This window comes from Stieleria mannarensis (assembly GCF_014154935.1).
Lineage (GTDB): Bacteria > Planctomycetota > Planctomycetia > Pirellulales > Pirellulaceae > Stieleria > Stieleria mannarensis.
Genome location: NZ_JACEHH010000140.1, coordinates 1 through 1,616 on the forward strand (window position 1 = coordinate 1; position 1,616 = coordinate 1,616).

The following is a 1,616-nucleotide window of genomic DNA, read 5'->3' on the forward strand; positions in this document are numbered from 1 at the left end:
GTAACCGTACACCAGAGCCGTTGTAGACGTGGGGGCTAGGCTGGCGGGTTTTGTTTCGATTCACCAAGCGGAGAAAACCATGCCACGATCGGAAACCGTCAAACTTTGGGATGAACGCCTGCAGCGATTCGCGTCCTCGCAGATGACCGTCGCCGAATTCTGTCTCAGCGAAGGCGTCTCGCAGCCATCCTACTACAAATGGAGAAAAAAACTGCGTGAACTGCCGGCCGACGCCAAGCAGCCTGCAACGGCTGTTCAATTCATGCCCCTTCGCCTGGCAACCGAGTCCACCAATCAGGTCGCGCCGGAAACGCAGCAGCGCGCCACCTCGGCCTGTGCCAGCACCACCATTGAGCTTCCCGGCGGTGTTCGCATCCATGTGGAGGTCCCCACCAACCAAGAACCAAGCCTGCGACCGGAGGCCCGATCATGATTGGACTCCCCTCTGGTGTACCGATTTTTCTTTGCACCGAACCGGTCGATTTTCGTAAAGGGTTCGATGGACTGACAGGCATCGTCACCACTGCGATGAATCACTGCGTGACCGATGGCTCGCTGTTCCTGTTTGTCAATCGCAGACGCGATCGCATCAAAGCCCTGTGGTGGGAAACCGGCGGACTGACGCTCTGGTATCGAAGGCTCGAACAGGGCACCGTCGAAATACCGAAGACCGATGACGGCTCATCGCACATCGTGATCGATAACGTCGAACTGGCCATGTGGATTGCCGGAGTGTCGCTGAAGGCGGCCAAGACTCGACGCAAGCGAATGGCAGCGTAGCTCATCAGCCAATCGAATCGAATCGAAACGGACCGGCTCCACGAAAATTGCTTCGTGGAGCCGGTTTTCTTTGCGCTTTGTCTTGCGCGATTTGGAGTGCGTTTTATAATGTCGCCATCATGAATTCGAAGCCTCTTCCAAACGATCTCGACGCTTGCCATCAGCTGATTTCGGAACTGCAATCGCAAGTCGGCGAACAAGCCACAGAACTGTCGCTCAAAGACAAACTGATCGAGGAACAAGCTCACAGCGTTTTGGAGCTTAAGGCCGAGTCGGACAAGCTCGAAGAAAAGAACATCGAGCTAAACCTGAAGATCGAAAAGCTGCTCAAGCAACTCTACGGGCGCAAGAGTGAACGACGCGTCGATGGCGAAGGCCAGTTGTTTTTGGATCTCGGCGAAGAGCCCACGCCCGAGGTGGTCAGCGCACTGGAAGAAGCCATCCGCGAGGCCGAGCAGATCGCCGACGACGCCGAAGAGGCAAACAAGAAACGCAGAAAGAAACGCCCCGAACCAAGCGACCGCAAGTTCCCCGAACACTTGCCGCGATACGAAAAGATCGTCGACCTGCCCGAAGCCCAGCGCAAAGGCCTCATCCTGATCGGCTATGACGAAGTCGAGACGCTCGAAAGCACCGCCGGTGAACTGAAAGTCCGGGTGACCAAGTATGCCAAGTACGCTCACCCGTCCGACAAATCACAAGGAATCGTCACTCCCGAGCGTCCCACCGGTCTGGTCGAAGGCGATCGCTTTGACGCCTCGATTGGAGTCGAAGTTGTGGCCTGGAAATACTTCTATCACCTGCCGTTTTATCGTCAGCAAGATCTGTTCGCCGGC

Annotated in this window: 3 protein-coding genes; all 3 read left to right on the top strand. The window is 56.2% G+C overall.

Annotated elements, in window-relative coordinates; all coding sequences use genetic code 11:
• Window positions 1-79: 79 nt before the first annotated feature.
• Complete coding sequence (gene tnpA, locus H1B37_RS32745; protein ID WP_182871473.1) at window positions 80-433, top strand: IS66 family insertion sequence element accessory protein TnpA; 354 nt, start codon at window positions 80-82, stop codon at window positions 431-433.
• Window positions 430-780: an IS66 family insertion sequence element accessory protein TnpB gene (tnpB, locus tag H1B37_RS32750; protein ID WP_182871474.1), complete on the top strand. Its 351-nt coding sequence runs from the start codon at window positions 430-432 to the stop codon at window positions 778-780. Before tnpA ends, tnpB begins: the two co-directional genes overlap by 4 nt.
• A gap of 119 nt (window positions 781-899) precedes the next feature.
• Window positions 900-1,616: IS66 family transposase (locus tag H1B37_RS32755; RefSeq protein ID WP_182871475.1), on the top strand; the 717-nt coding region annotated here is incomplete at its 3' end.

Coding starts and splice junctions, on each gene's coding strand:
- tnpA (WP_182871473.1), top strand. CDS start 80: ATGCCACGATCGGAAACCGTCAAACTTTGGGATGAACGCCTGCAGCGA.
- tnpB (WP_182871474.1), top strand. CDS start 430: ATGATTGGACTCCCCTCTGGTGTACCGATTTTTCTTTGCACCGAACCG.